Source organism: Alkalihalobacterium elongatum, from assembly GCF_019024285.1.
In the GTDB taxonomy this organism is placed as follows: Bacteria; Bacillota; Bacilli; order Bacillales; family Bacillaceae_F; genus Alkalihalobacterium; species Alkalihalobacterium elongatum.
Genome location: NZ_WMKZ01000001.1, coordinates 61135 through 86449 on the forward strand (window position 1 = coordinate 61135; position 25315 = coordinate 86449).

Consider the following 25315-nt stretch of genomic DNA (forward strand, 5'->3'; position numbering starts at 1 on the left):
TGTTAGTTTCACTTTAGAGGGAAGGATAACTCGATTGTTTTTGTTGCTTGGCTATCTCATTGCCAACTCTTGCTGCTGCAGCTGTCATAATGTCTAAATTTCCAGAGTAAGGAGGGAAGAAATCTCCTGCCCCTTCAACTTCGATAAAAACAGATACTTTGTTGCCATCAAAAACGGGTTTTCCACGCATTCGATAGCCTGGTACGTACTCCTGGACATTTTGAACCATTTTTTCTATCGATAAGGTAATTTCTTTTTCTTTTCCTAGCTCATCTACTAGAACATGGATTGTATCCCTCATAATAATTGGTGGTTCGGCAGGGTTTAATATAATTATCGCTTTTCCCTTTTTCGCCCCGCCGATTTTTTCAATCGCACGAGAAGTTGTTCTCGTAAACTCGTCTATGTTTGCTCTCGTTCCAGGTCCAGCACTTTTACTTGCTACTGTCGCGACAATTTCTGCATACTCAACTGAACACACTTCGTTAATCGCATAAATGATTGGGATTGTTGCCTGACCTCCACATGTAACCATATTCACATTTTCAGCTTCTATATGCTCACCTAAATTTACTGATGGTACTACAAAAGGCCCAATAGCAGCAGGTGTTAAATCGATGACTCTTTTTCCTAAAGAAATAAGTCGCTGACTATGATGTAGGTGAGCTTTCGCAGTTGTAGCATCAAAGACAATATCGAAGAGATCTTGTAACTCTAGTAACCCTTCAATTCCTCGATCGGTAATTTCATAGCCCCTTTGTTTTGCACGTAACAATCCTTCTGAGTGAGGGTCAATTCCGACCATGATTGCCATTTCTAAATGATCACTTCTCTCGACTTTATACATTAAGTCAGTTCCAATATTTCCCGAACCAATAATCGCCACTTTACTTTTTCTCACGATTAATCCTCCCCTTGTATTGAAATGAGGCGGAGACTGTCCCTAGATGAGCAAATTCTGCTGTGAATGTATCACCATCTTCAATAGGAACCGCTTTGGATAGTGCACCTGATAAAATGATTTCCCCTGCTTTTAGCGAAATTCCATAGTTTGCTAGAGCGTTTACTAACCAAGCTACCGAACGGACTGGATTCCCCATTACAGCCGCACCTGCAGCGGAATCTAAGTATTTACCATTCTGATAGACGACCATGCCAATATGTTGAAGATCTACTTCTTCAAGATGAGTCGGTTTTCCACCAATCACAACTCTAGAAGAGGATCCGTTATCAGCAACTGTATCTTCAAAGCGAATGTTCCAGTCTTGAATTCTACTATCAATCACTTCAAAGGCTGGTGCGATATATTCGGTTGCATTAATAACATCAGTTGGAGTGATGCCTGGTCCGATCAAATCTTTTTTTAAAACAAACGCAATTTCAAATTCTAATTTCGGTTGAATGAGGTCGTCTAAAGATACCGTGTCCCCATCGACATACACCATATCATCAAGTAGATGTCCGTAATCAGGTTCATTAACATTGAACATCTCCTGCATCACTTTACTTGTTAATCCAATTTTTTTCCCAATGATAACAGCGCCATTTTTCACTTTTTCTTCAATTTGCTGTTGTTGAATGTAATAAGCCTCTTCAACCGATATATCTGGGAATATCTCCGTTATCGGTTCAATTGGTACTCTCGTTTTTTCCGCTTCTAGTAAACGACTTGCTATATCTTGTATATTCAAAGTTTCACCAACTTTCTATTAATATGGTCCTTATAATATTTTCTCTTCTACGAGTAATTGACGGTATTTCCCACCAAAATATAAGAGAGGTTCACCATCTTCTACCTGGATATCCGTCACTTTCCCAATAAAAAGGGTGTGATCTCCTTCGATATGCTCGGCAATCACTTCACACGTAACTTGCACGAGCGCTCCATTTAATACTGGTAAATCACTTAATCGGTCGAAAGCTACTTCTTTTTTCTCTTTGATCTGTCCAGCAAATATCATCGATAATTCTTGTTGATCAGCGGCTAAAATATTCACTGCATACTTTTGACTCTTTCTTATTCTTTCTAGCATTTGTGCTCGTTCATCTATTGAAATAACGACAAGCTTTGGGTCTAACGATACCGACATAAAGGCGTTCGCGGTCATCCCATGTACTTCGCCATCTACATCTGTTGTAATAATTGTGACTCCTGTCGCAAATTTCCCCATCGCATTTCGAAATTGCTTTGCTTCCATGATCCGTTCCCCCTATTGTTCGCCGCATTTGGCGACACTATGATTTTAGGTAAGACATAGCTTAATAAAAGAGTTAATTACGAATAGTCCAGTTGATAGCATGGTAGACTAGCCATTTAGAAGTGCTTCAACTTCTTCATTTTCCCCGTTTAATAGCATTTCACGTATTCGTGTAGAAGAAATAACTCTGCCTTTTTCACAGCAAATTTTTTCAATGACCTTTACTTGAAATACTCTCTTTAGATCTTCTATTCCGCCGTTGCGACCCTTTCCAAATCGAAAATCGTCTCCAACAATTATTTCTTTCGGATTTAGTGCAAAAAGTTCATTAATGAATTGATCGACACTTCGGTTCAAATAGTGGTAATCAAAACGGGCAACAACAACATGGTCGACGCCGAGTAAACTTATCTTTTCGATTTTTTCTTTTATTGAAGTGAGTTGTTTTGTGTTATTAAAATAAACCCGTGGCGGTGGGTCAAACGTATAAACAACACTAGGAATTTTTAGGAGTAAGCTTTTTTCAATCATTTTACGAATAACCGCTTGATGCCCGAGGTGGACGCCATCAAAGGCACCAATCGCGACAATAGATGCATTTAATGAAAGTGTTTCAGCTTGATGGATGTGCACAATTTTCACCCACTTTCCATGTAGCTTTTGAATTTTCATCTTTCATGTTTTTAAACCAGGTGGAGGTGTTTCTCCACCTGATTTTCCTAGTATTTTTCCATCTACAACGGCTAGTTATGTTAACCTTTAACAGGCGCCTTATGTGGTGTACCATAAAGAAAATATTCTTCAGGCAGCTGTGAACCATACCAAATAATGCCCTTCTCAAGCTCTTCTTCTTTCCATGTAATTGGTTTCCAATCAGGGTCAAAAATAAGGTAACCTGCATCCCCAAATAACTCGACACGATTTCCTCCTGGCTCGAATACATACATAAAGTACGCTTGACTAACTCCATGTTTTCCAGGACCTGCCTCAATTTGGATATCGTTTTCAACCAGTAAATCGGCTACATCCATTAAGTGTTGCGGATAACCGTACCAGTATGCAATGTGGTGGAACCGTCCTTTTTGTCCAGACTGATCACCCATTAGTGCGACTTCATGAACGAGAGGACTTACACTCATCCATGCACCGATTTCTGTACCGTCGTTCATGACAATGTTTTCACGAAGCTTAAATCCTAACTGATCGGCCATGAATTGCTTATTTTTTGTAACATCACTGCACATCAAATTAATATGGTCTAGACGACGAGCTGGAATACCAACATTTGGTCTTTTTTGTGGGCGACTCTTTAGCATTGTCTTCTGGTCCTCTGGAGCTTGATAGTAATCTACATCCCATAAAATTTCCATATTATGTCCGTCTGGCGTTTGGAACTTATACGCTTGACCATGGCCGATGTCTCCTTCAATCCAACCTTTCCCATAGCCGCTTTTTTCTAATGCTTGAACTCTTTGATAAAGAGCTGCTTCTGAACTTGCTCTCCAAGCAGAATGGGCCATCCCTGCTTCCTTAGCTTCCGTAATTTTTAACGTGTGATGGTAAAAGTCTTCATAAGCTCTAAGATAGACAGACTGACCTTCTCTTGTCGTTTCTTGTAAACCGAGAAACTGCGTAAAAAACTTCAATGTTTCTTCAGGCTTTGGCGTATATAATTCCACATGAGCTAATTGCGCAACATCAAAATTTGACATAATAAAACCTCCTGGAATTTTAATAATTTTTTTGGTATTTTTTACCCTTATACTGAAAATTTAAAATTTTCACCGAGGCAACGAAAAACTTTCTTATAACATTTTAAAGTTCGTGCTTTTAATAAAGCTCACATCATCAGGGTTGATCCATGTCGAATTCGTCCATCCGTTTAAGTCGTAGTCGTTCATACACTGTTCGGCAAATGCTTCAAACTCCGCAGCCTTCCCTGATCCTTGAGCAGCAAACAACGTCTCAAATCGAATCGCTTCATTGTTGCCAGCATAATTTCTTTCATATAACTCATGTCTACCACCATACTCTGTTCCAATTGCATCCCATAACAATTTGACAATTTTAATCTTTTCAAGAGCATCAATTCCATGAGAGCCTCGATAGAACTTATCAATAATAGGTCTTAATTCTTCATTTTTAAAATCTAGTGCACTTGAAGGTTGAACAATTAAGTTCCCCCCACAAACCTGCTCGATGATGCCTTTAATTCGTGGCCAGGCTTCGGTCATAAATACACGGTAAGCCATTCCACCTTCTAGTCTTGGTAATACGGTTCCATTAGGTCCTGGTTCTGGGTTTAGAGCCATGGCATCCGTTAATGACCAGAATAGATTTCTCCAAGCGATAATTTCACCAACATTTGCTTGGACGCCTCTAAAAGCATCCGTTCCAGCTGTTTTTACAGCTTTCAACATAATTCCTGAAATTAAGTCTAGCTTCACTGAAAGTCTCGTTGCCCCGTGAAAAGTAAATCGGTTTACAAATCCACTTACGTTGAAAAACTGATTTACTTTTTCAATATTTTTATAGATTAGGACATTCTCCCATGGAATTAGGACATTCTCAAAGACTAGTACGGCATCATTTTCATCGAAGCGGCTACTAAGTGGATAATCAAAAGGCGTACCCATCACAGCAGCATTCATTTCATAAGAGCTTCGACTAATTAACTTCACACCTGGTGAATTCATCGCGGCAATAAACACGACTGCAAACTCCTCTTTTTGTATTGGAACTCCATAGTGGCCTACAAAGTTAAAGTGAGTAAGTGCTGAACTCGTCGCTACCATTTTTGAACCACTTACGATAATACCTTGATCTGTTTCTTTCTCGACCCGGATAAACACGTCACCCGCTTCATGTACAGGTTTATTTCGATCAATCGGCGGATTTATGATCGCATGGTTGAAAAACCAGTTACGCTCCTGTGCTTCCTTATACCAAAACTTAGCATTGTCTTCATAAGGTGCATAAAAGTCTACGTGCGATCCTAATGTTCCAAGAAAAGAAGCCTTGTAATCTGGTGTTCGCCCCATTTGGCCGTACGTTAACTTCGCCCACTCTGCAATTGCATCACGATCTTCAATTAAGTCTTGAGGGCTCTTCGGTGCACGGAAAAATTTATGTGTGTAGGAACCTGTTCCTGTATCCGTCTTCGTAGTTAAAGTATCTTTTGTTTGCTCATCATGAAGTGCGTCATACAATCTAGCAATCGATCTTGCGGCATTTCGAAATGCTGGATGTGTCGTCACATCGTTGACCTTTTCGCCATGAAGCCAAATCTCTCTACCATCTCGAATACTTTCTAAGTACTCTTCGCCTGTCAACGGCCTTCTCAATTTCTGTTCTACTGCCAAACCAATTACCTCCCTTAGGATTACAAGTATATGGAACTTATTGTTAAAGCGCTTACATTTATGCGGTGTCTCGTTCCTTGTTATCAATAATACATTTTTGATTGAATATTTGTAATTATCTAAAAATATGGAGTTTTACACTTTTACTATCAAAACTAGAAAGTCCTTGTAGGTGGAGTTGACTATGGGAGGCATTTCATTCATTTTTGTATGAAATGTTCTATTGATCATTCGGTTACCGATTTCGTTCACTCTTTTTCCAATTTTACCTCTAGCAGGTATGCTACACTTCTTTTATTCCTGCTTCCTCCTAATTTTTTCTCTGTTGGGCACGGTCCCTCTCCTTTTGTCACCAGACTTACTCTTCTAAGAAACACTCCATAAAAAAGACTGTTGAGTATATACTCTCAACAGTCCCTGGTAGGTCGCTTCAGACCTAGTTTTATATAATTGGATTTCATGTACTTATGACTTTAACGTTTCAATTGTATAATAGGTTTGGATGGCAATTTGTCCATGAAAGCACCCTTGACCTGTTTTAAAATCAATTTCGCATAACGACTTTATTTTATCCAAGCGATAGCGTAACCCTGGTATAGATAAATTCAGCTCGCTTGCTGTTTGATTTAAGTTTCCATTGTTATCTAAATAACTCTTTAACGTCTGAATTAAATTTGCTTCATTATTCTCATCGTATTGCATTAATTTCCCCAATGTCTTTTTGCAAAAATTTAATAATTCCTTAGGCTCCATGCTATTTAGAAACAGCATGATTGGATCTAATTGTTCATAGACAGCTACTTTATTTTTAGTTGGATAGGCTAGACTTAAAAAATTACTTATACGAAAAGCATCTTTATAACTCTCACCAATTTCATTTATCGAATCTGAAACTCTACCAGCCCCAACATAAAAGGTTGTATGGTTTATATTTCGTTGTAGCAAATCTTCGATATCAAGTAAAAACTTGGTACATACTAATTCATTCTCTATCGTTTCGTTCGCAATCATTACTACGTATTCTTTCTTCATAAATATTTCATTAGAAGGGTAGGTTTTCGTTAAAATACTTCTAATATCTTCGTTGTTGCACTCTGGCACACTCCTTATGACAATGACTCTATTTTTAGTTTCAAAGTTAAAATCAAATAAATGGTTAGCATTTTGTAAAATTTGCTCCGTATCGTATTTATTATCAAGGAGTTCTTCAAAAAAGTTAACTTTTTTTCGCCACAACGATTTAGCTATATAACGTTGTGTATAAAGATGAATTGATAAGACAGACAAGGCACTTTCAATCATCATTCTTTCTTCTTTTGAAATCTCGTTAGAACTAACAACTAGCATTCTAGCAAGACATAAATTATTTGACATAATGTTAAATACATAAATAGTATCATGTATCGAAAGTCTTTCTTGCCTTTTGAAATTCTGATAATTCTGAAAATCAGTCTCTTGAATAAATAAAGACTCTAGAGGCCTATTTAATCCTTCTCTATCGATAATTACACTTTTACCTATTGCCTTCGAAATGACTTCAACTAAATAGGCAAGATCTTTTCCTTCTAATAACAAGCTTGTTAAATGTTTATTAAATTCTTCAGAACGGATAATTGCATGGTTTAACGTTTTAACTTCATTGTACATTTTATCTAATTCAGTAACGAGAGAATCCTCTTCATAATAACGCAATATTTCAAGATATTGTGGTTCACATCGGTCTACACTTTGAGCAACAAAATAACAATGATCATCTCCCCTACCTACACAGCTCGTCTCATAAATGACCACCTTCATACCTGTTACCCTTTCAAGGAAACCTGTAGCGTATCCTACCAACATCCAACAAACCGTTTCATCACTATACCCAAAATGGCGAATATGCTCTTCTGCTTCAAATGAATAACGCCAGTAACCAGACATGTAAAATTTGTCTTCACTAAATTCCAATTCATCTGGCTCTACAGTAACAACACCTTCTAATGTATGAATGGCTGGTCCTGCAAGAATAAGCTCCTTTTTCGACTTCCACGTATACATCTTCTCAATCGAATCTGCATCATTGTACCCACTAGTCCATCCATATCGAAGCAAAAAGCCCTTAGCACGTTCAATACCTAAAGTAGCAACCAAATCCCTCCGCAAAAACCCAAGCGCCTCGACTGACATCAATGCCATTCTTTTCTCATTCAATTTGATGGTACCCATTCTTGGATTAACATCAATAGAATTTTGAAATAGTAGATGGTGTGCTTTCATTTCCAGTGCCAACATCTCCCTTATAGTAATTTTTTATGGAGTAAAGTAATGACTTATGTACTAATAAATTATAAATTTGTAAGCGTTTACATTATTTCCTCTATAATAACAAATCTAATAGTGTTTTCACACCACCAAAAGATATAGTTCTTTAAAGAATTACTTTATCTTTTGTATAGTATAAATAGAGCCGTTCTAAAACTAGATAGTAAAAGCTTTTTGATAATGTTCCTTCTTCCCATAGAAAACAGTATTTTAATTCTTTTTGAACCTCTAATTTATATAACCATAACCATTTATGCTATTCTAAAGCTATCGACAACAAGGAGGTTTTTATGGGACATCATAAAATACGAGTGGGTATTATTGGAACAGGGTTTGGATCTAAAGTTCATGCACCGATTATGAAAAATCACCCTGATTTTGAGGTTGTAGCAATATCGAGTGTACATCGAGGGAGTTTAGAAGACGTCGAGAAAGAAACAGGAATCACCGCTGTTTATAGCAATTGGAAGAAAATGCTTGAACAAGAGTCGTTAGACCTTCTCTCGATCGCATCTGCCCCTTACTTACATCATGAGATGGCGGTAGAAGGGCTAAAGCGCAAACTACATATTTACTGCGAAAAACCAATGGCATTTGATGCAAGGCAATCGCAGGAAATGCTCGAAGCTAAAAGTAAAGCTGGATTATTTGGATTTATTAATTTTGAGTTTCGTTTTTTACCTGCGAGACAAAAAGTAAAAGAAATTTTATCTAGTGGACAACTAGGAGAGATTTTACATATTCAATATAAATGTACGTTCAATGGGTATCAATCACTCTCAAAGAATAAAAGAGGCTGGCTCGGACAGCAACAGTTCGGCGGTGGGATGCTAGGAGCGATCGGTTCTCATATGTTTGATTCCCTATTGTGGTGGACAGGTCATAAGGTAAGAGATATCTATGGTCAGCTTCCTATTCATATACCTTCTGTAACTTCAGATGGTGAAACCGAAGTGCGTACAGCTGAAGATGCCTTCCAAACAACAGGTACATTTGACACAGGTGCGACTTTTTCAGTGGAGTTAACATCTGCAGCTCATCATAAAGCGAATCAGTGGCGCTTAGAAGTGTTCGGTACGAATGGAACACTTATTATGACTGATGACCAGTATGTTGAAGTTGGAATTGGCGATAGTCAGCTAACCCCTGTTGAACTTTCTGCTAAAATTCAAGAGCCAATAAACCTTTCAGCTCGAGCTTTATCGTACTACCAAGCGTTCTATCCGATGTTAGATGCCGTTTCTCAAACCATAAAGGATAATACACCACATCCACATGTTCCAACATTTGAACATGGCCATGAAGTTCAAATAATTCTCGATGCCATCCGCTTGTCTGCAAGGGAAGGGCGAAAGGTGGTTTTATAATAAATGCAGTGGTTTTGCTCTTTAGCATAAGTTGTTTCAAATTTCATTAGGTATTCTAAGAATAGTATGTTATGCTTTGTCTACCATTTAATTCTTGTACCATCTTGTATTAAAGGCTGACTAAAACAAAGTGTCCTAACCAACCTTCATCTACCGTAAAAATTTCGAGTGACATTCGAATTTATTATCAGATTAAGGGGTCAGGCACCAACTAGTCAGCCTTTTTATTATTTTGATTTAATATTTTTCTCCAAAAATAAAAAGGCCTCTAAAATAGAGACCTTTTATTACTTACTATTAGTAAGATTTGTTTACGTTAGTAGCTTGAAGACCGCGTTGACCTTGCTCTGTGTCAAAAGTAACTTTTTGGCCTTCTTCTAAAGATTTAAAACCTTCGCCTTGGATAGCCGAGAAATGTACGAATACGTCTTCTCCACCTTCGATTTCGATAAATCCGAATCCTTTTTCTGCGTTAAACCATTTTACTGTACCTTGTTGCATGTTGGTTCCTCCTGTGTGGATATCATTCCACTTTTTATTACTATCATTGCTCAAATAGATATCAAAGGCGAAAAAGTTACAATTTAGTCTTTGTTTACCGACCGAACAAAAATAATTCTTATTTAGAGTAACAGAAAAAAATTGGAAAAGCAAATACTATTTTTCTGTCACTTACTTGGTCGACATCCATCTCCCTCAATATCAACCAACCAAGATAAGATCGTCGTACTGTCACGGACATTATTTTCTTTAATATCATTTAACAATTTCAACACACCTTTATCATTAGTTGATACTTCAAAATGTTTAAAGATCTCAATTGGATTACTATAATTTGTATTTGGACATTCAACAAGTCCATCAGTCGTTAAAAATAAATGATTTTTACCTTGTCGCAGTTCTTTTGTTCCCATACTGTAACACGGTACTTCCAGGTCAAATGTATTAGTTCTGCCTATCCATTCGTAAAAACTTCGGTGATTTTGTTGATATTCGTTTAGTGAGGCTAGTTCAGGATGAGCATGATAAAGAATACAGTCGCCTACCGAGAACCACCATAGAAACTTTCCTTTTCTTACAACACATAGAAAAGCTGTTTCACCTTGAATACATTGGCAAGCCTTTCTAAAACGTTGGCTTTCAAAAGTGGTCAAAAGCAACTTTGATATGCTTTTAAAAGCTAGTTTTGGCTGAAGTCTTATTCTCGTTTTTATTTCCGCCGAAAGTGATACAATAGTATCTATTACTAATTCAGCACTTTCTGACGTATTGTGTGCGTCTAGCAATACCATAAATTCTACGTCTAACTCTTTATTAACCCAAACGATGCACCCATCCTCATTTTTATATGCTCCAGCATTTGAATTACCACCAAATCGTCCTACAACAACATCATGAATGTGGTAAACGTTAATTTCATCGACATAGTCTTTTTGACTTCCTACCCAGTAATAGTCCGTTACATCAATGGCTTTACTCATACGGACTGTCCTTCAAGAATTGTTTTATTCTTCGACAGACTTGAATTACTTCATCATTACTCCCCATTCTAGCATTAGGTGCATCGTACACTGCAAAGGGTCCCCAATATTGTTCAGGTGTATTTGGATAACGGGCAATTAAATGCATGTGAAGGTGCGGTACAGCATTGCCAGAAACTAAAGCATATACATGTTCAGCTCCCTCTGTTGCTTTTAGTGCTTGACTTACTCTTGCCATAATTACCCCAAACGCCTTCGCTTCTTCAGGGATCATTTCAGCTAAAGTTGGTGCATGTCTTTTCAAATCGATGATTATATGCCCTAGATAATTAGGCTTTCCACCGTTATCAATGTGTCCTACGTAAACAAAATCGTCTTCGTAAATAACTTCTCCATCCGTTTCTACAGTACCTTTATGTTTATTACAAATGAAACAATCAGCACTCATTAAAACTCCCCCATTTACTTAGAAATAAAAAAAACCCATCATCTCATAAAGAGACGACAGGATAATCCCAACGCGGTACCACTCTTCTTGGTTTGTGAATATCAAACACAAACAAACCCTCTTAACTACTAGATGACGGCAGTAAACCGTTTAAGCCTACATATCAGCTTAACCACTCCTAGGCGAGTTGGGGAAATTATTGACTGCCTTTCAGCAAATGACAGCTCTCTGGACAATAATTATTCCTTACTACTCCTATTCATTGTGTTGTGTTAATATTTGGAAAAGTTTTACTTATAATATAATTTTCTGTAAGATTTAGTCAACCATTTTCCAAAAAAAATTTCCATTTAAATTTAATCCTTAAGAAAAAGCAAGCACTCGCTTGATTATCGTTCCAATAACATAGAGTAACCTTCTTTGAAAAAGGAGAAGCCTTTCATAAAACATCACACCACGGGTACTTTCCCATATCCTAATACAAAAATGTTACTACAGAATAAAGCACAACTGTTATAGCGGCTGCAATCAATGCTGGTTTTAACTTATATTTCGCATATTCGATAACGGAAAGGTTCAATATTTTCGCGATTGTATTGGTATCATCACTAAGAGGTGAAGCAAATGCTCCGAAAGCTCCACTTGCAAATACTGCACCAACGACTAATGGTAGGGGCACATCTCCTACACTTGCCAGGGATATACCAAGAGGCATTAATATCCCCCATGTCCCCCAAGCTGAACCGATAAAATAAGAAACTGCTGCACCAAACACAAAGATAAGTGGAGCAATGAACACCTGCGGGATCCACCCAGAGTGAGCTGTTATAAAGCTTGAAAACCCTAAGTCATCCGTAATTGATGATAGCCCCCAAACAACTGACAATAATAGAATGACCGACATTAATTCATTGCCACCCTCCATAAAACCTGCAATCAGCCTGTCCAATTTAAATCGCTGAAGTAAATAAAAGCCAATAGACACTAATACGGTAATAAGAAGTGCAATGACCATTGCATCAAGCACTTCTGCTTTAATAAATGCTTCAAAAAAATCGTAGCCTTTCTGATGGCCATCCCACCAAGTTAAAAATAACGTAAAGCTAATGACCATAATCAAGGGGAGTAACAGATTAAATGGTTTAATTGGTAACTCATTAGCAACTGCTGGGTGGCAATCATGCCAATCACTATTATCATCATCTGCTGCCTTTTCATCGATTTGTGTTGGTGCATTTGATTTCTTTTTGGAATGATGGAAAAAGCTTAAATAAATCCCTAAAATAATTGTCACGATCGAAAAAAAGTTGAACGGAATACTTTGTATAAAGAGCGAGTACGGATCTACGGCTATCTCCTGACTTTCGGTAGCAATCTGAATAATGGAGACCATATAACCTACAAACGCGGTAGCGACAGGAATTAACACAATAACAGGCGTAGCAGTAGTCTCGATTACAAAACCGAGCTCTGCTGTCGTCATTTTAATCTTTTTAAGTAATGCTCTCATAATGGGCGCTATGGTAACAAAACGAAAGGTAGGCGCAGCAAACGTTCCGATCGTTGATACATAGGTTAAAAGGAGTGCCTGTTTTCGTGTTTGTATTTTTTCAGCTGCTTTCTCGACGAAACCGCGAATGCCGCCCGTCATTTTGATCATCCCAACAAGGCCTGAAAATGCATAAAGAAAAACAATGATCTTAATATTATTCGGATCAATTAGGGCTTGTACGACATAGGTAAACAAAGTTTGGATTCCGCCAATTATGGTCGGTTCCATCAAATAAGACCCCACTAATAATCCTAGAAAAAGTGCTGGAAGTACTTGTTTTGTATAAATTGCTACTGGGATTACAACTAAAAACGGAATAATTGAATACCAGGTTGTTTCCATTCTCAATCACCTTCTCCCAATTAATTTAGTGAAAAATACTAAAGATGGTTTCGTCTATCCTATCTTTTGATTGAGATGGAATATTATACTTACAAGTCGAGGCTTACTACCTGGATTGATCTATTTTGATTGGAATGATCTTTTTGAACAATGTACTTTATAGGATGGATGACGTTTGGATTCAGCGTGTAAATTAAAATTTCCCACGTACTTAATTATAAATGTGCTTCAAGTCTGCTCAACTTTAAGAAATCGATCATATTCAATGAAAAAACCTTCCTCATTATGTTGGGAAGGTTCATTGTTCCTATAAATATGGCGCAACTTTCGGTTTATCGGCGTAACAAGCTGCGTAATACTATGTACTTCAAAATGTTTTATCCCTATTAATATTAATGTCCATACAAAATGACTAGTCTATATAATTCCTCAATACTGCTAATAACTCCTGTTTACGAATAGGCTTCGAGATATGCTCATCACAACCGCTTTTTAGCGTTTTCAGACGATCTTCTTTTAGCGCATAAGCTGTAAGTGCTATTATTGGAGTGCGGGCAAGTTGATTTTAAGCTCATACCTTCTTAATCTCTTGGTCGCCTCATATCCGTTCATAACTGGCATTTGAATGTCCATCAATACAACAGAGTAGTGATCCTTGTCTTCTTCACGGTGATAGGGCTTCATAAACATATCGATTGCTTCCTTACCGTTGTTAGCGGCCATAGTATAAAAGTAACACTTTTCTGGAGTAAAAATAATCAGTAGATTCCCTGATATTGCTTATTATGTCAAGAAAATCATATTGTAATATGTATGAAGGAATTAAATGAAGAAATTCGAGTATAAACAGGTACTTATTTTACACGCAGTGGAAAAAGCTAGATCAAACATTGTATGAGACATATAGGTGAAGGTAGTAGTTTCCTAGTTTGGCTTGACACTACCTAGTAGAAAAATAGGATGAATTATGTTTATTTATCTGTGAGATTGTACTTCATGTACTTTTACTAGCTTGATGTCACCGTAAAAGGTTGAATGGTCTTTTCTAATTTCAATATTGCCGTTTCCATAATCATGTAGAACATCATAAATCTTATTTTTATACCTTATCGCCTCGCTCTATTGTTTTACTTATAATTCTAGGGTAAATATAATAATATTGTACTTAACTTTGCTTCAATAGTAAGTGGCTATTAGCCACCTCTTCTTTTTATAAGTATTACTTTTCTTATATAATAATTATATTTAAATCCCCCAATTGCTACTTAAGTATAGAAAGGATTTTTCAATTGAGAAACTGGTTAAGAGAAATACGAAAAGAAAAAGGGTTAACACAAGATGAGGTTGCAACAAAGGCTTTTATCAATCGTGCTTTTTATACACAGATTGAAAATGGGAGCCGCAACCCAAGCTTTGAAGTGGCTAAAAATATAGCAAATACCCTAGGGATAAACCCCTCTGCTTTTTTTACTAGAGAGTTTAGTGAACCTTTTCAATTAGCCCTTAAAAACTCTCCAATGATTATTGCTCATTGTGATTTGGAATTAAGATATACTTGGATCTATAACCCTCATCCCGATTTTGATACAGATAGCACCATAGGAAAGAGAGATGACGAGATTGCTATAAATGATGGGACATTAAAATTAATGGAGCTTAAGCAAGAAGTCATAAGGAATGGTAGGAAAGTCAAGAAAAAGATATGTTTCCCCCTATCCACTGGTGATCATTATTATTATGTATATGGAGAGCCACTATTTGATAGTAACGGAGAAATCACTGGGGCCGTTACAGCTTCAATGGATATAACTGATTTAGTTGAAGATGAAAAATAAATACTTAGTGATAGAAAAATTTTTTACTAAATCTTTTAATAGTAGACTACTAACATATTAAATATTATTATCCTCTTTTGAGTTACTCATCCAATACATAATAAAAAACTAGCCTATAGTATAGAGGGGCAATCCCTCTTGTTCCTAAGCTAGTTTTTTAGTGTTTTTATAGTAAGTTCGTGGTATTTATAAAATCTTATAAACTTAGGATAAGAAAAGTTCTTGTTAGATTTTCTGTTGAAAAATCGGGGCATATGCATAAACTGCAGGTTTTCCTCCCGAGTGTAAAAATAAAATATTATCGGAAGATTTAAAATAACCTTGCTGTGTTAGGCTAATTAAACCGTCCATTGCCTTCCCAGTATATACGGGATCAAGTAAAATCGCTTCTGTTCTCGCTAGTAGCTTTACCGCCTCAAGCATTCCTTCGGTTGGAACTGCATACGCAGGTCCGACATATTCATCAAAACATGTGATTTTTTCTCTTGAAATGCCTTCATCTACTTTGAGATAAGCTAAGGTTTCTTTCGTTAGCTGATAAACCTTTTCTTCTTGCTCGTTTTTCCCTCGACTCACATTGATACCAATAACCTTTGTCTCACTTTGTAGGCCTGTATATCCGCTAACTAGTCCAGCATGCATGCCCCCACTTCCACTTGCACAAATGACATAATCAAACTGTAAACCTAAATCATCCGATTGTTTATGTATTTCTTCTGCACATGCCACATAGCCAGTAACTCCTATAACATTTGATCCGCCGACAGGGATAACATATGGTGATCCACCGTTATCCTTTACTTCCTTTGCAAGCTGTTCCATAACTTCATACACGTCAGTTCCATTGGGGATTATTTTAATCGATTCTGTACCTAACAATTGATATAGTAAAAAGTTCCCATTCGTCTTCAAGTCAAAGGCATCTTCTTTATTTTCCTCTAAAACTAAAATGCACTTTATATTTTCTTTAACACACGCAGCTAGGGTAAGACGACAGTGATTAGATTGAATTCCTCCGGCCGTGATAATTGTATCTGCACCTTTTGCCAGGGCATCAGCGATTAGAAACTCTAACTTCCTCGTTTTATTTCCGCCTTCAGTTAGTCCTAATAAATCGTCTCTTTTTATGTAAATGTTTGGTCCATTCAGTACCTTAGAAAAATGACTTGCATTTTCAATCGGTGTATCCGCATCTGTATAACGCTTCCTTGGATAGTGAGCTATATTCATCATCGGTATCTCTCCCTTATTATTATGGATGGATTTCTATCCCTTGTTGAGTATATTTTACATGAGTTATTACAAGTGTGTTAACCTTTAAGTGTTTACTATAGCAGTGATAGAAATCTATATTTATGTAATATTTGTATTTAACTTACATTAAAAAGGCCCCGATGCGTTGTAGCAGGGACCTTACCACTAAAGTTCCATTAAACCCCAACGCCAATCCACAGTACTTCGTTCCTTACCTCAAAATGCTTCAAATTACCAAACTGAATCATTTTTGCTTTTTCAATATAATTAAAATCCAGATGAATAATTCCCTTATGATAGCTAATAAATGGCGGTTTATTAAGGAGTTTCTTTGTGATCCAATTTTGATTAAGCGGTTTCATATCGACGATCTCTAAGGATAGATTACGGTCACTTGCAACTAACGGTCTTAGGTCGATTTGAAAATTAATAGTTATAGTTAGTTTCTTTGTAGCCCCACTAATTACAATTTTATCTTCAATTAGTTGTACAGTAAGATCCGAAATCCCTTTAAATTTTTTCTTATTTATGATCCATTGTAAGGTGCTTTCGGTAATCTGAATAGTAATCTGATTTTCTTTCAGTTCTTTTTTTGGTTTTTCTCGGTAACTGGTGTTACTTTTTGAAACTCTTATTCTTTCGTTACTAATATACTTTTCCAAGTTATTTCCCTCCCCGTTAGTATTGGGAATCCCTAGTGTTGGTGAGGTACTTTAGTGAAAAGTCATGATTATTTGAAGTCTTTTGTTAAGTATGTTCCAAGCAAGTTTTAGGGCTTTAAATAAAATGACCTGTCCTAACAAATATTTTTCCGTCACTTACCTTTATTCATGTTTAACTTGTATTATGACATGGGGTAGATGAGGGAGTCACAGTCTATTTTATATAGTGGAAATACTATGCTTGCCCTTTTGAATAATTCATTAATTTTCCCCGAAGATGGTGAAAATGGGTACATTTGCAACTTTTATCCACCAACTTCTTCCTTTTGTTGGGATCATCGGATCACTTCTTGCTTTTTTTGACTCACTTCTTCCTGTTACTGGAAAGGTTGGCTCCTTTCTCGCTTTTTCTCACTCACCTTTTCCTGTTACTGGAAATATCGCTTCTCTCCTTTTCTCTCCTAAATTCATCATTCCTTATCGTTCTTTCACAATACTAGATTGGTTCATACTACTCACTGTGTTTAGGTTTAACTCCACTTTCTTCAACAGGCTCTCCCGATAACATCCACATTCCAACCTGTTCAATTGTCTTATTTTCAAAAGTATACTCATATACGATATCAGGCTCGGAAACAAAAATCACATGCAGAAAGACCACTTTTGTCATTCTATGTTCATCGGTATCTGTAATACCCCAAGCATCACCTGGATAAGTCTCTTCCAAGTGTTTTTCTAACTGTTCGACAGCCTTTTCCGTTTGATGTTCAACAATAAACGGTCTAGCCGTGTAAAATGAAACGCCTGCTATTAAAATAACTGCTGATAAAATCCAAACCATCTTCTTCACTTTTTTAGGAAATAGCAAGGCTATTATAGCGATTACTATAATGACACTGAAAACAATGGATAACTCAATAAATGTCGTTGGATGCATCAACAGCTTCTCCTTAGCTACGTTACTAATCTACTTTTCTCTATTTTCACATGTACTCCTTTAATTTCTAAATGAGGCTTCTTCACACCTTAAGTATCCTCATTTGATTACATTTCACTTAGGTATAGTCCTTATATAGAGCTACTCCCCATCATAACTATCGTCGATCACTGTACTGTCGCAACATAGGGAAGGGTTATATTTCACTTCTATAAACACCTCATCTTCAAGGTTGCCTTTCTTAAAGTTAGCTTTAATCAAACTAGACTCTCCGTCATTCTTTAAATATCTTTGAAAAGTTACAAATACGTCATTATACCCCTTCGCATAAAAGTATTTATATCCTGGGATTGTCCTGTTACTATGTATCTTTACCTCACTTTGGTCTTTTACTTCTATTAGCCACTTATTAATTTCATCTTTATTTTCATGATGTATCGTGTCATGTGAATAGGATATGAGGAAAGGCTCTTCATTAAGTGTTGTATCACTTTGACAGCCAACGATAACGTTAAAAAATAGTACAGAACTCAATATAAAATAAATTCTATGATACATGGTCTAGTACTCCTTCAATAAGCTATTTCTTTAGAACTTTTAATGCCACATTTTAAACGACTTATATCCGTCATTTTCTATGTTTACTTTACCATGATATTCCAAATAAAAGTTCTTTTTTTATTGGTGCTGTCGAAAACAATCATTATAAAAATCAATTGTTTGCATAAGCTTTCTCTGTATAAATTATTCTAGAAATACATTATAATTATTTAATAATAGTAAACTACTAAATATGCGAGGTGTTGACATATCGAACCAACTGCACTTGTTATAGGAATATCATTTTTACTTTATGGGGTCTTTACCCTTATCAAAACAGATAGAACAATGAAACATTCAAAGGTAACAAAAGGTAAGATTATTGAATTAAGTAGAGAGCCCGTTGCAAGGACAATCGGATATTTTCCGGTTATTGAATACTTTGATGAACTTGAACAAGAATTAAAAACCTTTAAATCCCTAATGGGGTATGACAAAAATAAATTTCAAATAGGCGAGACCGTTGAAGTTAGATACTACATAAAAAATAATAAAAAAGAATTAATGATTAATAACTGGTCTTCAGTATGGGGTAAAGGCGTATTTGCAACTGTATTTGGATTTATTTTTTTCCTAGCAGGACTTAGTGGTCCCATTATCCTCTTTTGATATACCGTAGCTTGGAGGAGGTGTTAGAATGATAGACCCCTTCTCCTATTAAACCCTACTTTACTTTTCATTATTTTTCCCAGATCAATCTTAAGTCTTCTTTATCTTTTCCTTGAATTAATATGCTGTGGATGTCTTTGGTCGGTTTCCTTATGATGATTGAAAAATCACCAACGGGGTTAATTGGACTTACAATACTATACCTTAAGCGTATATAGAGTTTATCATTGTTAATCTCATAACTGTAATTACTAAACCCTGCAGCACTACTCACTGTAAATCCTTTTAAAATTATGCTGTCCTCTAATACATTTATTTCTTGAATGCCAATTGCTTCTGATGTAACGTATTCTCCTACAATGAAATAGTAGAAGGTAATTCCTACACCTATAGCCAATATAATTATAAGAACACTTAGAAAAACTTTTATAGATTTCGCCATTTACATACCCTCTTCAGTACAATTTTGTATACAATTAAATTATTAAGTTATTATTTTACTTCCAACGCCTTATTCCCTTTTTTAAAGTGTGTCTAAATCATGCCACTTTTTTGGGGCTGTGCACTCGGTGAATTTTTCAAAAATTTCCTAGGCAAGCGCAGAAAGCGACAATATTCATTTTTTCTGTCGAAGGTAGTTCAAAATAATGAGCTAGAGGAGCGGAAAACATGGTTCATTTCATTACAGTAGCACTATTTATTTTATTAGGATATTTAATTAAATATAGACAATGGAGTTGGTTAATAGCGGGGTATAATACTTCTTCTAAAGAAGAAAAGGCAAAATATGATAAAGCTACATTATGTAATGGGGTTGGAAATCTATTGTTCGTTCTTAGCGGCATCATTTTCATTACTGGAATAGGAGAACTTCTAAATATTTCTTGGATCACGAAATACGGCTGGCTTCCTGCAATTATGATAATATTATGGTTTTTGATTTATGCAAACACAGGTAATCGCTATAAAAAATAAGTCAGACCTTTTTAACCTTTTTGTCTGATGTTAGAGTATTTATGTTGACACCTGCTAGCGCATAGGTATTTAAATAAAACTAAAAAAAGGGCTAAGAAACTAGGATAATACGATAAATTATTGTTTACAGACTCTAAAGTCAATAAATTAAATCATATTAATCAACTAATTCTAGACTTTGTTGCAGAGGGCATTTACGGAATTGACCTTAATGCTAATGTAATCTTCTGGAATAAAGCTGCTGAACAGCTAACAGGGTATGCAATATCCGACTTTAAAGATCAAAATCTACACGAATTAATTCATCACACTAATCAAAAAGGAGAGCACGTCCCTATTTGCGATTGTCCTGTTTATCATGCTCTTAATAATGGAGAAAGTTTATTTTGTAGAGGATGATATCTTTTGGCATAAAAAATGTTTTAAAAGAGTTGTTTTTCGAAAACTATGCTGCTATTGGTTCGTTAACCAGGCTTTCGCTTGATTATAGGTCTTTTTTACGGTCTTATAACTAATCCCTAATAGCGTTGAGCAACAATTTCTGAGAAAAGATAATACAAAAAAGACTGAATCCCATAAACCAATCTGGAATTCAGCCTTTTCTCTTTTGTTTTCAGTTACCTTATGGTACTAATACTGCATCAATTACATGGATAACACCATTTGATGCTTCAATGTCTGCTTTGATGACATTTGCTTTATTCACTCGAGTAGGATTAAGTGAAATCGTCACTTCTTTTTCAGCTAACGTTTTTACCTTCATACCGTCTTTAAGGTCACCAGACATTACTTTACCTGGTACAACGTGATACAGTAAGATCTCTGATAAGTCTTTTCGCGCCAATAATTCCTCTGCAGTTACACCTAATTCTTTTAGAAGTTTTTCAAACGCTTCATCTGTAGGAGCAAATACAGTAAACGGTCCTTTACCCTTTAATGTCTCAACTAGACCTGCTTTTTCTAGAGCAGCAGCTAATGTGTTAAAATCGCCAGCTTGTACTGCTGTATCCACAATATCCTTTTTAGCTCCAGGATTTTCTGCTGCCAATACTCCAGTTGAGAACGACATAAGTAATGCGAATATTAACATAATTAAAGCCAATCTTTTCTTCTTCATTAACCAAACCTCCAATATTTTTTCTAGTTTGCTTGCAAGTAACCCAATAATTTATTTAAAATACCCATGTCTCATCACTCTTTTTGAAGCTACACCCCCGATATGTAAACTCTAAAATGTATTATTCGTTTGTTTGGTGTTTTTATCCATAAAATATGTATTTTTCTGTCTAGTCACAAAAGTAGCCCGATTAACGAGATTAAGTTTTTTTAACAAAGCTTTTGTTTGCATACTCACGCAATTTCCAAAAAGCAACACTCACAGCAAAAACACAAAAAACGCTTGCCATTTAAAGATTAACAAGCGTTTAAGGAGATTTTCATTTCACGAAACCAATGGCATGAAACTATAAAACACCAATCAATTGCCAATAAGGTAACGTAACAAAGATTGCAACTATAACAGCGACAATATAACAAATACCAGCGACAAAAATATGTTTGCTCATCCAACCTTTGTTCTCGATCACACTTTCAGCCATTGCCATCCACGGTTGCTGATACGAAAGCAAAAAGAAGTTGATCCCAGCCAGGTATACGAATGAAGAGACTAACGGATGAATACCATATTGATTAAATAATGGCAACAAAACCCCTACTGTCAGGGCAATTGTAGAAAATCCCCAAGGTACATCGATTAATCGGATCAGGAAAAATACTAACGTTGCAACTAATAGAAAAATTAATGGGGAGTCTGCTAAGCTTAGTAGAGCAGGATATAACATTGGAGCTACCCAACTATCTATATTAGCTGCCATGAAGATGGTCGACAAACTAATCGTTACACCATAAAAGACAATGACATCCCAATTTGCCCCCGTACCAATTTCTTTTGGTTCCACTATTCTAAACATTAATAAAGAAAATAGAGCTAGCAAAGCAACAGCAGGAGCAGGGATTGAGTGTAATTTCTCCGTCGTGAACATTATAAGGGTTCCCAACAAAATACAAGCTGTCACGATTTCCTGACGACTTACGGGGCCTAATGCTTTGTATTCGTTTTTAAATGTATCTTTGGAGATACCTAATTCAACTTTAGGTTTCATAAATAGATAGACTAATATAACAAATACAAACGTGATAATCATCCAAGGTAACGCTAAAATCTGAAAATACGTTTCAAAAGTAACTAAATGTTTAAGTTCAGCTGGAAGAAATCCAAGTATTAATGGACCTGAAAGAGAGCCCGTAAGCCATCCGGTACCAGGGAACAAGCACATTGCCCAGCATATCAATGAAATAAATGCCGAACCTCTAGAACGATATTCTAGTTTACAGGCTTCGATAACCCCTAATGCAATCGGCATCATAATCGCAATCCTTACAGTTATCGAAGGAGTAAGCGCGGATAAAGCAATTCCGATAATTAGCCAGCTCAAGGCCATGGTCATCCAGCTAGGTTTAAAACTTTTTAATACAAGATAGGCTATCCTCTTACCAAGACCTGTCTTTTGTAACGCAAACCCGAAGTATAACGCTGGTATTAAAATCCAGACCGATGAACTTATAAATCCAGAGACTACTACATCATATTGCAGTCCGAAAATAAGACCGCCAGCCACTAAGACAGTGCTTCCAGCCATAAACGGCACTCCACCAGGTTTAAATATCCATAATCCCATCGTGATGATAACCGTTCCTATTATGTAATGACCAAGGGGTTCAAGGTTATGAAAAGGTTGTATTAAGCCAACGACTATGCCAATTATTGCAAATAGGACTGCCCCACTTATATCTTTATACTTCATCATTTATCATCCCTTTCTAAACAATCATTATTGCTCTTCTCGGAAAAGAAATTGTGGTGATATTTTAACTGTTTAATAAAATTTTAAATGTAAGTTTAGTATATTATAGTTTTTGATATGGAAGACCAAAATTCCTGCTTCCATGTGTTTAACACATCAACATGAATAGACCCTTGCGCATTTTCTCAACCCTCAACGTTAACAGAGCAACAAAAAAGCATCCCCTCATTTACCGAAGGAATGCCCTTATTGTTTAATAGAAACTTTTTATATCGTTAACAATTAAACTAAGCCATTATATTTTTCTCTTTTTCTTGTGCTTCTTTTACGTTCACTCGAGTAATGTTGTTTTGTTGTAATATAAATAAGAATACTCCTACTAATACAATTACGCCGCCAATAAGCTGCATAATCATAACTTGTTCACCTATTAGGAGGACCGCTAAAAAAGTTGCACCCACTGGTTCACCTAATATGCTCATTGAGATCGTTGTCGTGTTCACATAATTTAATAAAAAGTTAAAAATCACATGAGCAATTGTTGGTACGATCGCTAGTAATAGAAAAATCCCCCATTCACGTGCTCCGTATCCAATCATAGGAACCCCTATAAAAAGATTGAAAACAGTTAATGCAACACCTGCAAATAAGAATACACAAAAGCTATAGATCCAATGAGATATACTCTTTACTTTACTTTGACCAACTAATAAATAAGCAACAACAGCAATTACGCTTAAAAAAGATAGTAAATTACCGATTACAGCTGTGGGACTTTCACGGCCAAAATCGCCCCAGCCAACCATCACGACTCCGAAAACTGAAATCCCTATCGGTACTAAGAGTGACAAACTAGCTCTCTCTTTGTAAAATAAAAAACCACCTATTAAAGCAATAATTGGTTGTAAAGAAAGAATAATCGTTGAGCTAGCCACTGTTGTCAGTTTTAAAGACCCAAACCAAAGCGCAAAATGTATTCCCAAAAAAGTACCAGCAATTGATAAAAAGAGCCAGTCACTGTTAGAAAGCTTTAGGAATTGCTCTCTTTTCACCCAGACAATCGGTAATAACAAAAAACAAGCTAAATACATACGATACATGCTTAAAATTGTAGCTGGTGCCTCGGACCACTTTACGAAAATAGCAGCAAAAGATATAGCGATGATGGCAATAGTTAATAGTAATCCAACAGGCATAAAAATTTTTCCTCCTAATGCTTTGTCAAACCCTCTTACGGCTTTTAACAGGCCAAAACCAACAATGTTATTTAAAAGCGCTTAAATTAATTGAAACCTAATAATACTTTAACATCAAACCGTATACTTTACCGCTATAATTTTTATTTTTGAAATAACTAGTAGGTTGCTTTTTGCTTTTTCTAACCTGTTTCTTCCTGTTACTGGCAATACCAAGTTACTTATCTCTGTTTCTAACCTACTTCTTCCTGTTACTGGAAATTCTAATTCACTTCTCCCTACCCAGCGGCTTTCTATTCCTAGTAATGTCGTCATACCTAAAACGGAGCGCCTCTACTCATGTAGAAACACTCCGTTTTGTTTTGGGTTATTTAATAGAGAATTTTTCTTTATTGCTCGACATGTGAATATTATCATTAATTTACCCATTTTCTGTCATTCGTAAATGAGACGGTAAGCCATTTTTTATAGCTTAGATCCTTAGTTTGTTTATTAATTTCTTCTCGAATTAAATCTTGATCTGCTACTGTTTTTACTTTTGAGTTATCATTTAGGATAAAGTCAACTTCAATAAATAGTTTACTACCTACCTTTGACATTCGTAAAATGGAGTCCTCGATATGATAGTTAGTTTGTATCGAATCTATTACTGATTTAAATTTCTTTTGTATAAGTTGATCTGGTGCCATTTCAAGTACTTCTTTTAACGCTTTAAAGATTTCTACGACAGGAACCTTAAGGAAGTAGCCTGCAGAAAGGAGAACCAATAGCGGATCTATATAAGGAGTTAAAAACGTGAAGCGAGTATAAGACAGAAGTGCTGCGATCAAAAAACCAACTAGAACAGCAGCACTTAGTACCATATCCATTCTCCATTGGTTGGCTTCAGCTTGAATTAAACCAGATCCTTGCTTCTGTTTCTTTAAGTAAACGAAAACTCTCCAACACGCTACAGTGGATAAAATGGAGTATACTAGTGCAGAACCGACATTTGTTTCACGGCCACCTGATAGTATTGCATCTAACGCTGAAATTACTGCTGTAACACAAAGTAACAAAATAACCGCATATTTAATAATAATGACAATAGGTTCGAGCATTTCCTTACCGAATGGAAATTTTTTCGTATCACGCTTATGAATAAATTGTGCTGCAAACAAGGACATCAGTGATAACATCACACTTATTAATGAATATAATCCATCAAACATGACCATTTGCGAGGAAATTAAATACCCCCAAATGACACCTGTCACAGCAAACATTACCGCACCATAAACTGAAATCTTCAACAACTTCTTTTCCAATGCATAAGAATTATGCATATTA

General features: G+C 36.1%; 27 protein-coding genes and 1 other annotated feature. Of the genes, 5 read left to right on the forward strand and 22 right to left on the reverse strand.

Annotation, left to right across the window (positions count from 1 at the left end; genetic code table 11):
- Positions 1 to 13: 13 nt before the first annotated feature.
- The 7 genes from GKP30_RS00355 to GKP30_RS00385 all read right to left on the reverse strand — a co-directional run bounded on the left by GKP30_RS00355 (position 14) and on the right by GKP30_RS00385 (position 7819).
- The gene (locus tag GKP30_RS00355; protein ID WP_216827402.1) at positions 14 to 901 is read right to left on the reverse strand and encodes an acetaldehyde dehydrogenase (acetylating); all 888 of its coding nucleotides are present in this window, start codon (positions 899 to 901) and stop codon (positions 14 to 16) included.
- Positions 888 to 1691, reverse strand: coding sequence for a 2-keto-4-pentenoate hydratase (locus GKP30_RS00360; RefSeq protein WP_216827403.1), 804 nt, complete (start codon positions 1689 to 1691; stop codon positions 888 to 890). The genes GKP30_RS00355 and GKP30_RS00360 overlap by 14 nt, the downstream gene beginning before the upstream one ends.
- A gap of 30 nt (positions 1692 to 1721) precedes the next feature.
- On the reverse strand, positions 1722 to 2198 hold the full coding sequence (locus GKP30_RS00365; RefSeq protein WP_216827404.1) for a flavin reductase family protein: 477 nt from the start codon (positions 2196 to 2198) through the stop codon (positions 1722 to 1724).
- Between the two features lie 108 nt (positions 2199 to 2306).
- Positions 2307 to 2840 carry an FAD synthetase family protein gene (locus GKP30_RS00370; RefSeq protein ID WP_216828054.1) on the reverse strand — a complete coding sequence of 178 codons (534 nt, stop codon included), beginning with the start codon at positions 2838 to 2840 and terminating at the stop codon, positions 2307 to 2309.
- Between the two features lie 110 nt (positions 2841 to 2950).
- The gene (locus tag GKP30_RS00375) at positions 2951 to 3910 is read right to left on the reverse strand and encodes a catechol 2,3-dioxygenase (RefSeq protein ID WP_216827405.1); all 960 of its coding nucleotides are present in this window, start codon (positions 3908 to 3910) and stop codon (positions 2951 to 2953) included.
- Positions 3911 to 4003: 93 nt separating this feature from the next.
- Positions 4004 to 5560 (reverse strand): 4-hydroxyphenylacetate 3-hydroxylase N-terminal domain-containing protein, encoded by a 1557-nt coding sequence (locus GKP30_RS00380; protein WP_216827406.1) that lies wholly within the window; start codon positions 5558 to 5560, stop codon positions 4004 to 4006.
- 465 nt (positions 5561 to 6025) lie between these two features.
- On the reverse strand, positions 6026 to 7819 hold the full coding sequence (locus GKP30_RS00385; protein WP_216827407.1) for a XylR N-terminal domain-containing protein: 1794 nt from the start codon (positions 7817 to 7819) through the stop codon (positions 6026 to 6028).
- 335 nt (positions 7820 to 8154) lie between these two features.
- Between GKP30_RS00385 and GKP30_RS00390 the strand changes: the two genes are divergently transcribed.
- Positions 8155 to 9231: a Gfo/Idh/MocA family protein gene (locus GKP30_RS00390; protein ID WP_216827408.1), complete on the forward strand. Its 1077-nt coding sequence runs from the start codon at positions 8155 to 8157 to the stop codon at positions 9229 to 9231.
- 297 nt (positions 9232 to 9528) lie between these two features.
- Here the strand turns inward: GKP30_RS00390 and GKP30_RS00395 are convergent, their stop codons facing one another.
- From GKP30_RS00395 to GKP30_RS00415, 5 genes are all read right to left on the reverse strand, one after another.
- Positions 9529 to 9732, reverse strand: coding sequence for a cold-shock protein (locus GKP30_RS00395; protein ID WP_216827409.1), 204 nt, complete (start codon positions 9730 to 9732; stop codon positions 9529 to 9531).
- Positions 9733 to 9899: 167 nt separating this feature from the next.
- Positions 9900 to 10712, reverse strand: coding sequence for a protein phosphatase 2C domain-containing protein (locus GKP30_RS00400; RefSeq protein WP_216827410.1), 813 nt, complete (start codon positions 10710 to 10712; stop codon positions 9900 to 9902).
- Positions 10705 to 11160: an HIT family protein gene (locus GKP30_RS00405; RefSeq protein ID WP_216827411.1), complete on the reverse strand. Its 456-nt coding sequence runs from the start codon at positions 11158 to 11160 to the stop codon at positions 10705 to 10707. Before GKP30_RS00405 ends, GKP30_RS00400 begins: the two co-directional genes overlap by 8 nt.
- Before the next feature lie 46 nt (positions 11161 to 11206).
- Positions 11207 to 11432 (reverse strand) — a binding site (T-box leader).
- A 203-nt stretch (positions 11433 to 11635) separates the two neighbouring features.
- Positions 11636 to 13054, reverse strand: a complete 1419-nt coding sequence (locus tag GKP30_RS00410; protein WP_216827412.1) for a Na+/H+ antiporter NhaC family protein — start codon at positions 13052 to 13054, stop codon at positions 11636 to 11638.
- Positions 13055 to 13594: 540 nt separating this feature from the next.
- Positions 13595 to 13777 carry a response regulator gene (locus tag GKP30_RS00415; protein ID WP_268884642.1) on the reverse strand — a complete coding sequence of 61 codons (183 nt, stop codon included), beginning with the start codon at positions 13775 to 13777 and terminating at the stop codon, positions 13595 to 13597.
- 566 nt (positions 13778 to 14343) lie between these two features.
- Between GKP30_RS00415 and GKP30_RS00420 the strand changes: the two genes are divergently transcribed.
- Positions 14344 to 14889 carry a helix-turn-helix domain-containing protein gene (locus GKP30_RS00420; protein WP_216827414.1) on the forward strand — a complete coding sequence of 182 codons (546 nt, stop codon included), beginning with the start codon at positions 14344 to 14346 and terminating at the stop codon, positions 14887 to 14889.
- Positions 14890 to 15114: 225 nt separating this feature from the next.
- Here GKP30_RS00420 and cuyA read toward each other — a convergent pair whose 3' ends face one another.
- From cuyA to GKP30_RS00440, 4 genes are all read right to left on the reverse strand, one after another.
- Complete coding sequence (gene cuyA, locus GKP30_RS00425) at positions 15115 to 16119, reverse strand: D-cysteate sulfo-lyase (protein WP_216828055.1); 1005 nt, start codon at positions 16117 to 16119, stop codon at positions 15115 to 15117.
- Positions 16120 to 16319: 200 nt separating this feature from the next.
- Entirely contained in the window at positions 16320 to 16805 is a 486-nt protein-coding gene (locus GKP30_RS00430; protein WP_216827415.1) for a hypothetical protein, read from the reverse strand.
- Positions 16806 to 17316: 511 nt separating this feature from the next.
- Entirely contained in the window at positions 17317 to 17745 is a 429-nt protein-coding gene (locus tag GKP30_RS00435) for a hypothetical protein (protein ID WP_216827416.1), read from the reverse strand.
- A 138-nt stretch (positions 17746 to 17883) separates the two neighbouring features.
- On the reverse strand, positions 17884 to 18300 hold the full coding sequence (locus GKP30_RS00440) for a hypothetical protein (protein WP_216827417.1): 417 nt from the start codon (positions 18298 to 18300) through the stop codon (positions 17884 to 17886).
- A 330-nt stretch (positions 18301 to 18630) separates the two neighbouring features.
- Between GKP30_RS00440 and GKP30_RS00445 the strand changes: the two genes are divergently transcribed.
- Positions 18631 to 18951, forward strand: coding sequence for a DUF3592 domain-containing protein (locus GKP30_RS00445; protein ID WP_456237149.1), 321 nt, complete (start codon positions 18631 to 18633; stop codon positions 18949 to 18951).
- A 70-nt stretch (positions 18952 to 19021) separates the two neighbouring features.
- Here GKP30_RS00445 and GKP30_RS00450 read toward each other — a convergent pair whose 3' ends face one another.
- On the reverse strand, positions 19022 to 19393 hold the full coding sequence (locus tag GKP30_RS00450) for a hypothetical protein (RefSeq protein ID WP_216827418.1): 372 nt from the start codon (positions 19391 to 19393) through the stop codon (positions 19022 to 19024).
- Between the two features lie 227 nt (positions 19394 to 19620).
- On the opposite strand from GKP30_RS00450, the gene GKP30_RS00455 reads away from it, so the two are divergent.
- Complete coding sequence (locus tag GKP30_RS00455; protein ID WP_216827419.1) at positions 19621 to 19926, forward strand: DUF3784 domain-containing protein; 306 nt, start codon at positions 19621 to 19623, stop codon at positions 19924 to 19926.
- A 120-nt stretch (positions 19927 to 20046) separates the two neighbouring features.
- Positions 20047 to 20325 carry a PAS domain-containing protein gene (locus GKP30_RS00460; RefSeq protein ID WP_216827420.1) on the forward strand — a complete coding sequence of 93 codons (279 nt, stop codon included), beginning with the start codon at positions 20047 to 20049 and terminating at the stop codon, positions 20323 to 20325.
- A gap of 223 nt (positions 20326 to 20548) precedes the next feature.
- On the opposite strand, the gene GKP30_RS00465 is transcribed toward GKP30_RS00460, so the two are convergent.
- From GKP30_RS00465 to GKP30_RS00485, 5 genes are all read right to left on the reverse strand, one after another.
- Positions 20549 to 21043, reverse strand: coding sequence for a fasciclin domain-containing protein (locus GKP30_RS00465; protein ID WP_216827421.1), 495 nt, complete (start codon positions 21041 to 21043; stop codon positions 20549 to 20551).
- A gap of 346 nt (positions 21044 to 21389) precedes the next feature.
- Positions 21390 to 22790, reverse strand: coding sequence for an SLC13 family permease (locus GKP30_RS00470; RefSeq protein WP_216827422.1), 1401 nt, complete (start codon positions 22788 to 22790; stop codon positions 21390 to 21392).
- Between the two features lie 287 nt (positions 22791 to 23077).
- Positions 23078 to 23986, reverse strand: a complete 909-nt coding sequence (locus tag GKP30_RS00475) for a DMT family transporter (protein ID WP_216827423.1) — start codon at positions 23984 to 23986, stop codon at positions 23078 to 23080.
- Between the two features lie 114 nt (positions 23987 to 24100).
- Positions 24101 to 24301, reverse strand: coding sequence for a hypothetical protein (locus GKP30_RS00480; protein WP_216827424.1), 201 nt, complete (start codon positions 24299 to 24301; stop codon positions 24101 to 24103).
- 101 nt (positions 24302 to 24402) lie between these two features.
- A complete protein-coding gene (locus tag GKP30_RS00485; RefSeq protein ID WP_216827425.1) occupies positions 24403 to 25311 on the reverse strand; it encodes a cation diffusion facilitator family transporter in 909 nt (302 codons plus the stop codon).
- Between the last annotated feature and the right edge of the window lie 4 nt (positions 25312 to 25315).

Coding starts and splice junctions, on each gene's coding strand:
- GKP30_RS00365 (WP_216827404.1), bottom strand. CDS start 2,198: ATGGAAGCAAAGCAATTTCGAAATGCGATGGGGAAATTTGCGACAGGA.
- GKP30_RS00375 (WP_216827405.1), bottom strand. CDS start 3,910: ATGTCAAATTTTGATGTTGCGCAATTAGCTCATGTGGAATTATATACG.
- GKP30_RS00385 (WP_216827407.1), bottom strand. CDS start 7,819: ATGAAAGCACACCATCTACTATTTCAAAATTCTATTGATGTTAATCCA.
- GKP30_RS00390 (WP_216827408.1), top strand. CDS start 8,155: ATGGGACATCATAAAATACGAGTGGGTATTATTGGAACAGGGTTTGGA.
- GKP30_RS00395 (WP_216827409.1), bottom strand. CDS start 9,732: ATGCAACAAGGTACAGTAAAATGGTTTAACGCAGAAAAAGGATTCGGA.
- GKP30_RS00400 (WP_216827410.1), bottom strand. CDS start 10,712: ATGAGTAAAGCCATTGATGTAACGGACTATTACTGGGTAGGAAGTCAA.
- GKP30_RS00405 (WP_216827411.1), bottom strand. CDS start 11,160: ATGAGTGCTGATTGTTTCATTTGTAATAAACATAAAGGTACTGTAGAA.
- GKP30_RS00410 (WP_216827412.1), bottom strand. CDS start 13,054: ATGGAAACAACCTGGTATTCAATTATTCCGTTTTTAGTTGTAATCCCA.
- GKP30_RS00415 (WP_268884642.1), bottom strand. CDS start 13,777: ATGGCCGCTAACAACGGTAAGGAAGCAATCGATATGTTTATGAAGCCC.
- cuyA (WP_216828055.1), bottom strand. CDS start 16,119: ATGAATATAGCTCACTATCCAAGGAAGCGTTATACAGATGCGGATACA.
- GKP30_RS00440 (WP_216827417.1), bottom strand. CDS start 18,300: ATGTATCATAGAATTTATTTTATATTGAGTTCTGTACTATTTTTTAAC.
- GKP30_RS00445 (WP_456237149.1), top strand. CDS start 18,631: ATGAAACATTCAAAGGTAACAAAAGGTAAGATTATTGAATTAAGTAGA.
- GKP30_RS00450 (WP_216827418.1), bottom strand. CDS start 19,393: ATGGCGAAATCTATAAAAGTTTTTCTAAGTGTTCTTATAATTATATTG.
- GKP30_RS00455 (WP_216827419.1), top strand. CDS start 19,621: ATGGTTCATTTCATTACAGTAGCACTATTTATTTTATTAGGATATTTA.
- GKP30_RS00465 (WP_216827421.1), bottom strand. CDS start 21,043: ATGAAGAAGAAAAGATTGGCTTTAATTATGTTAATATTCGCATTACTT.
- GKP30_RS00470 (WP_216827422.1), bottom strand. CDS start 22,790: ATGAAGTATAAAGATATAAGTGGGGCAGTCCTATTTGCAATAATTGGC.
- GKP30_RS00475 (WP_216827423.1), bottom strand. CDS start 23,986: ATGCCTGTTGGATTACTATTAACTATTGCCATCATCGCTATATCTTTT.
- GKP30_RS00480 (WP_216827424.1), bottom strand. CDS start 24,301: ATGACGACATTACTAGGAATAGAAAGCCGCTGGGTAGGGAGAAGTGAA.
- GKP30_RS00485 (WP_216827425.1), bottom strand. CDS start 25,311: ATGCATAATTCTTATGCATTGGAAAAGAAGTTGTTGAAGATTTCAGTT.